The following is a 5,207-nucleotide window of genomic DNA, read 5'->3' on the forward strand; positions in this document are numbered from 1 at the left end:
TCCCCGCACCACGAGAGAAGCGACAGAAAGGGTCAACTCATGGACTTGGACAACGCCGTCGTGCGCTCCTGGAAGGAATACACCCCGGCCGGGGCGCCCGACTCCAGCCCCGTCCGCTCGATCGACATCGCCGACGTCGCGCAGGGCGGGATGATCGCCCAGAGCTGGCAGTGGTCGTACAGCTGCTGCGACACGACGCTGTGCTCCGACTGCTCCATCCACTGATCCCCACTGCCGGCGGGGTCGCGCCGCAAGGGTGCGGCCCCGGCGGCGGTACTCACCTCGGAAAGGGTCGACTCATGGACTTGGACAACGCCGTCGTACGCTCCTGGAAGGAATACACCCCGGCCGGGACACCCGACTCCAGCCCCGTCCGCTCGATCGACATCGCCGACGTGATGCACGGCGGAATGATCGGCGGCAGCTGGGAAGGCACGTTCAGCTGCTGCGACACGACGCTGTGTGCGGGCTGCACCATCGAGTGATCACGGCTGGTGGCGGGGGTCGCACCGCAGTCGGTGCGGCCCCCGCGGCGTGCGTACGGTCCGCGTCCGACGGCGCCGCCGACGATCCACAAGGACCCACCGCTGAGGATGGTGCGGCCGACCGAGGTACTCACCGCGGCGATGGTCCGTTCACGCCACTTCTTCTCCGCTTCGTCGGCCGCCTCCTACAGCGACCCGCGCGCCTGCTGTCAGCGTCCGGCACCCACCGCGGCGGGGCCACCCGGATCGCAGGCCGCGTCCAGGCGTCTGAGGTCGGCGTCGTCCAGGCGCTGCGTGGCGGCGCGTGCGGAGTCACGGATCGTCTCCGGCCGGCGAGTGCCCGGGATCGGGATGAGTACCGGGCTTGTGGACAACAGCCAGGCCAGTGCGGCTTGCTGGGGGCTGGCCCGGTGGGCGCGGCCGACCTCGGTGAACACCGCCGTCAGGTCGTCGTCCTGTACGCCGACGGTGCCCAGCGGGCGCCAGGCGGTGAACGCGAGGCCGAGTTCCTCGGCGCGGCGCAGCACCGCGCGATGCTGTCCGGCGCTGGGCGAGAACTCGTTCTGCACGGCGACGAGCGCGTCACCCAGCGCCTCGTGGGCCAGGTCGAGTTCGGCGACGGTGACGTTGGAGACCCCCACCGTGGCGACCACGCCCTCCGAGAGCAGCCGGAGCAGCGCGGTCAGGGAGTCCGCCAACGGCACCACCGGGTCGGGGGCGTGCAGGAAGAACAGCTCGATGCGGTCGGCGCGGAGCCGGTCGCGGCCCTAGCGGCGTATCGCGAGGCGGCCCCGGGAGATGACGGCGACGACTTCGGCGTCCGGGTCCGCCAGCAGTTCGATGTGGGTACCGGGGTTGTGACGGGTCAGAACGATGTCGGCGCGGGCACCGGCGGCCAGTACGCCCAACTCGCCGTCCGCGCCCAGCAGCCGCGCCCCGGTGGTGGTGGCGCTGCGCAGCACCGCCCAGCCCGGCTGCACCCGAGCCCGCAACGCGAACTCCGCGGACTGGTGGATGTGCATCCGGCCGAGCAGGTCGGTGCCGAAGGCGATCGCGGCGCCCGCCGTGTGGGCGTGGCCCAGCGCGGTGAGTCCGCTGTCGCGGACCGCCGCGACCTTGGCGACGCTCACCGGCGGGAGCCCGTGCCGCGGTCCCTCGTCCGCCAGCACCGTGTACGTCACCAGCGTGGGCACGTAGTAGGCGTCGTGCTCGACGAACAGCCGGGCCTCGGACGGCCCGATCAGATTGCCGTGTTCGATGGTGCGTACGCCCAGCCGTAGCGCGCGTGCCACCGCTTGCGGCGTGTAGGCGTGTCCGGCGCAGTACACACCCGCCCGTTGCGCCTCGTCGACCGCGGCGCGGATCTCGTCCTCGCTGTACTGCGGGGTGTCGATCCGGTCGGTGGGGCTGGAGATCCCGCCGGAGAGCATCAGTTTGACGAACGACGCCCCGGCCCTCACCCCTTCGCGTACCGCGGTGCGCAGCGCGTCGGCGCCATCGACGACCCGGCCGATACCGGGCACGGCCGGGTGGTCGTCGGCGTGATGGCGGCCGCGAGGGCGCAGGTCGCCGTGCCCCCCGGTCTGGGACAGCGCCCGGCCGCACACGTACAGCCGGGGGCCGGACGCGAGCCCTTCGTCGAGGGCGTCGGCGAGCCCGGCGTCCGCACCACCGGCGTCCCGGACCGTGGTGAAACCCCGTCCCAGCATCGCGCGCAGTTCCCGCAGCGCGTGCGCGGTGACATAGCTGGCTGCCATCCCGGTATCGGCCCACTCGTCGGCGGTCACCGAGGTGACGTGTACGTGGCAGTCGATGAACCCGGGGACCGCGTAGAGCCCGGTGCCGTCGAGATCACCCGGAGCCGGCGGGTCGGACGTGTCGGCCGTGACGGCCGTGATCCGGTCGCCGTCCAAGCTGATCCTCCGGTCCTGGAGCACCCGTTCGCCCTTGGGGTCCACTACCTGCACGTGCCTGATGTCCATCGGTGTACGCCGCTCCTCACTCTGCCCGGTGCCCGCCCTGCGCTCAGGCGCCGAACAACTCGTCCACGGTGGTCGTGGTGGCGGCGTTGCCGACCATGAAACCGTAGTCACCCGGTGCGGCGCGGGTGTAGCCCTCGCGGCTGAGTACCAGGATGTTGGACTCGAAGGGCGCCAAAAACTGCTCCAGCGTCCGGAAGTGTACGGGTCCACGACCTCGCCGAGGACGGTACCGCCCTTGATGACCTCGCCGAGCCGGTCGGGGCTGAAGTAGGAGATCATCGAACCGCCCTGGGTCGGGCGCAGGGTGACGATCTCGGCCAGCACGGCCGCCAGTTGCTCGGTGACCGACCCGTTGCGGTCACCGGGGAAGATGCGGTTCAGGTTGAGGCCGTCCTGCGGGGTGAAACGCGACATGGCCTGGTAGGCGTACGGGTTCGCCACCGGCACGGCGACGATCGTGCCCGACAACTCGGCGGGGTCGATGGCGGAGACGAGACGGCGTACCTCCTCCGGGCCCATCGCCTCGTCGCCATGGATGCCACCGAAGGCGACCAGGGTGAGGCCGGGTCGGGCCCCGGTGAGCCGGTGGACGGTCAGCGCGAGGTCGTGTCCGTTGTCCATCCGGGTGACCGGAACGGTCTCGACGGTACGGCCGGGCTGCACGACGGGGGCGCTGGACGTGACTGCGGTGTCGCTCATGTGATGTGTCTCCTCGGTGATGGTGATGGTGGTGGTGCGTCAGGCCGGGGAACGCCGTCCCCGGCCCGCGTCACCGCATGTCGCCGATGGCCGCGGCCTCCCGGCGCAGGGCGGGAACGACGCCTCGGCGATGTCGTGGGTGAAACGCGCGGCGGGCCCGCTGATGGACAACCCGGCCACCGCCACGCCGTCCGGACCTGTGACAGCGGCGGCCCGGCAGCGCAGGCCCACGCTGTAGGTCTCCTCGTCCACCGCGTAGCCGAGCCGGCGCGCCTCGTCCAGTTCGGGCTGCACCTTCTCCAGCGTTCCCTCGGGGTCCGCCACGTCCGCGCCGCGCAGCAGCGCGAGCTGCCGGGAGCGCGGCAGCCGGGACATGATCGCCTTGCCGAGCGCGGAACGGTCCGGCGGGATGAGTTCGCCGACCCGGTTCACCGCGCGCAACGGCTGTTCGGACTCGGTGCGCGCGATGATGAACATGCTGTTCCCGACGATGCGTCCGGCCGTCGTGCTCTCACCCGTGATGCCGGTGAGCAGCCGGGTGGCTTGCTGGAGCCGGTCGTTGCTGTAGAGGTGCTCACTGACCGCGAACGCCATGACGGCCAGCCGCCGACCGGGCACGAAGCGGTGCGAGGCAGTCTCGTAGAGGAATCCCCAGGTGACGAGCTGGGCCGTCAGCCGGGACACGGTGGACAGCGGCGCGTCGGCCGCCGCCGCCAGTTCGCTCAGGGTCAGCGGTGCGCCGTTGGAGATGACCGACAGTTCCAGCAGGTTGAGAATGGGGGCCGTGGGCGACGTCGCCCGGTCCTGACCGGCCGTCACATCCGCCCGCTTCCCGGGCCCGGCCGTTTCGGTGCCGTCGCAGGAGCGATGCCCATGGCCGTCGCCACCAGGCCCACCGGCGGGGAACCGAAGGCCATCAGCTCCCGGTGGAAGCGCGGCACGCTGAAGTCCTTCCCCCAGGCGGTCCTCGCCTGGTCGCGCAACTGAGAGTCATCGATCACCTGCCACCCAACCCCAACGGCAAGGTCGACCGCACCCGGCTCCCCGGCATCGAGACATCGCGGCATCGCGCCCGGTCGTCCACTTGTGGACCACCGTCCGCCATACGGCGTCGACCGCGGCGGGGATGTCGATCCGCGCCAGGTCGGGGGCGTGGGCGCCGTACCAGGTCGAGTGCCGCGCCGACGGCCGGAGTCCGGTCAGTTCCAACCGCCCGGCGGGTTGACGGAAGCGGCGCCTCAGCCCGGTCGAGGTGGCGATCAGCGTTTCGGTGCTGCGCTGCTCGGCGAAACCCGACAGCTCCTGCCGGTCCCGGCGCATCCGGGCGAACGCTTCGGCGAGCGCGGGGGTGACGCCCGCCAGGCTCTCCGGCCCGGGAGCGGCCGCCTCACCGCCGCACGGCGCGGCCCCCTCGTACGCGAAGTGATCACCGTCGTCCTCGACGAGCGGCGCCACGTCGTCGAGCGGGGTGCAGGCCAGCGCGTCACGGTCGGCCTGCCGGACCAGGTCGGCCGCCTCGGCCGCGGTGGCGACCGCGCCCGACCTGACACCGACACGGGTCCCGTCCGGCTCGTTGCGGACCGACACCACCGTCACGGTGCGGCCGGTCTCATGGCCGTTGGTGGTCATCGTGTTCGCCGCGAACCGCACGTGTGCAGGTCGCGGGCGGCGCAGGCGGTCTCGCCGAGCACCCTGCCGGTCTCGACCGGTCCTGGGGGGCAGCCCCACATGATCACCTCCCGGGCGGCCGGCGGCCGGGTCAGGGGCCGGGTCCGATAGGCGTCGAAGCGGTAGGCGCCCATCACCCAGCTCTCGGTCACGATCTCGGCGGTCGCAGGGTCCCCGTCGCGGGCCGCGGCCAGCAGGCAGGCCACCCGCGGGCGGTCGGCCACCCGGGCGGCGGTCATCGCCGCCCGGCGCACCGCGTCCGCGCCCGCGTCCGCGCCGGCGTTCCCGCTCCCCGCGCTGCTCTGCCCGCCCTCCCCCGTCTCGGGGGGGCCGACACACACCAGCAACACGTCTGGTCCGGCGGACGAGGCCC

Annotated in this window: 6 protein-coding genes and 1 pseudogene; 2 read left to right on the top strand and 5 right to left on the bottom strand. The window is 72.3% G+C overall.

The features are described from left to right. A partial coding sequence (locus tag AC13HU_RS31530) for a hypothetical protein (protein WP_483045394.1) occupies positions 1-225 on the top strand: 225 nt, incomplete at its 5' end. Positions 226-299: 74 nt separating this feature from the next. After that, positions 300-485, top strand: coding sequence for a hypothetical protein (locus AC13HU_RS31535; protein WP_483045395.1), 186 nt, complete (start codon positions 300-302; stop codon positions 483-485). A gap of 209 nt (positions 486-694) precedes the next feature. On the opposite strand, the pseudogene AC13HU_RS31540 reads toward AC13HU_RS31535, so the two are convergent. The 5 genes and pseudogenes from AC13HU_RS31540 to AC13HU_RS31560 all read right to left on the bottom strand — a co-directional run. Continuing rightward, positions 695-1,237, bottom strand: a pseudogene (locus tag AC13HU_RS31540) (aldo/keto reductase); the annotation flags it as partial. A gap of 15 nt (positions 1,238-1,252) precedes the next feature. Then, positions 1,253-3,166 carry an amidohydrolase family protein gene (locus tag AC13HU_RS31545; protein ID WP_483045396.1) on the bottom strand — a complete coding sequence of 638 codons (1,914 nt, stop codon included), beginning with the start codon at positions 3,164-3,166 and terminating at the stop codon, positions 1,253-1,255. A 39-nt stretch (positions 3,167-3,205) separates the two neighbouring features. Continuing rightward, positions 3,206-3,985: an IclR family transcriptional regulator gene (locus AC13HU_RS31550; protein WP_483045397.1), complete on the bottom strand. Its 780-nt coding sequence runs from the start codon at positions 3,983-3,985 to the stop codon at positions 3,206-3,208. A 171-nt stretch (positions 3,986-4,156) separates the two neighbouring features. Continuing rightward, entirely contained in the window at positions 4,157-4,795 is a 639-nt protein-coding gene (locus AC13HU_RS31555; RefSeq protein ID WP_483045398.1) for a hypothetical protein, read from the bottom strand. After that, the coding region (locus AC13HU_RS31560; protein ID WP_483045399.1) for a M17 family peptidase N-terminal domain-containing protein at positions 4,792-5,207 on the bottom strand (416 nt) is incomplete at its 5' end. The genes AC13HU_RS31555 and AC13HU_RS31560, both read right to left, overlap by 4 nt.

It is taken from the genome of Streptomyces sp. NH27 (assembly GCF_056859195.1).

Bases quoted from the DNA above. Each gene is read 5' to 3' on its own strand.
- AC13HU_RS31555 (WP_483045398.1), bottom strand. From the start codon at position 4,795: ATGACCACCAACGGCCATGAGACCGGCCGCACCGTGACGGTGGTGTCG.
- AC13HU_RS31535 (WP_483045395.1), top strand. From the start codon at position 300: ATGGACTTGGACAACGCCGTCGTACGCTCCTGGAAGGAATACACCCCG.
- AC13HU_RS31545 (WP_483045396.1), bottom strand. From the start codon at position 3,166: ATGAGCGACACCGCAGTCACGTCCAGCGCCCCCGTCGTGCAGCCCGGC.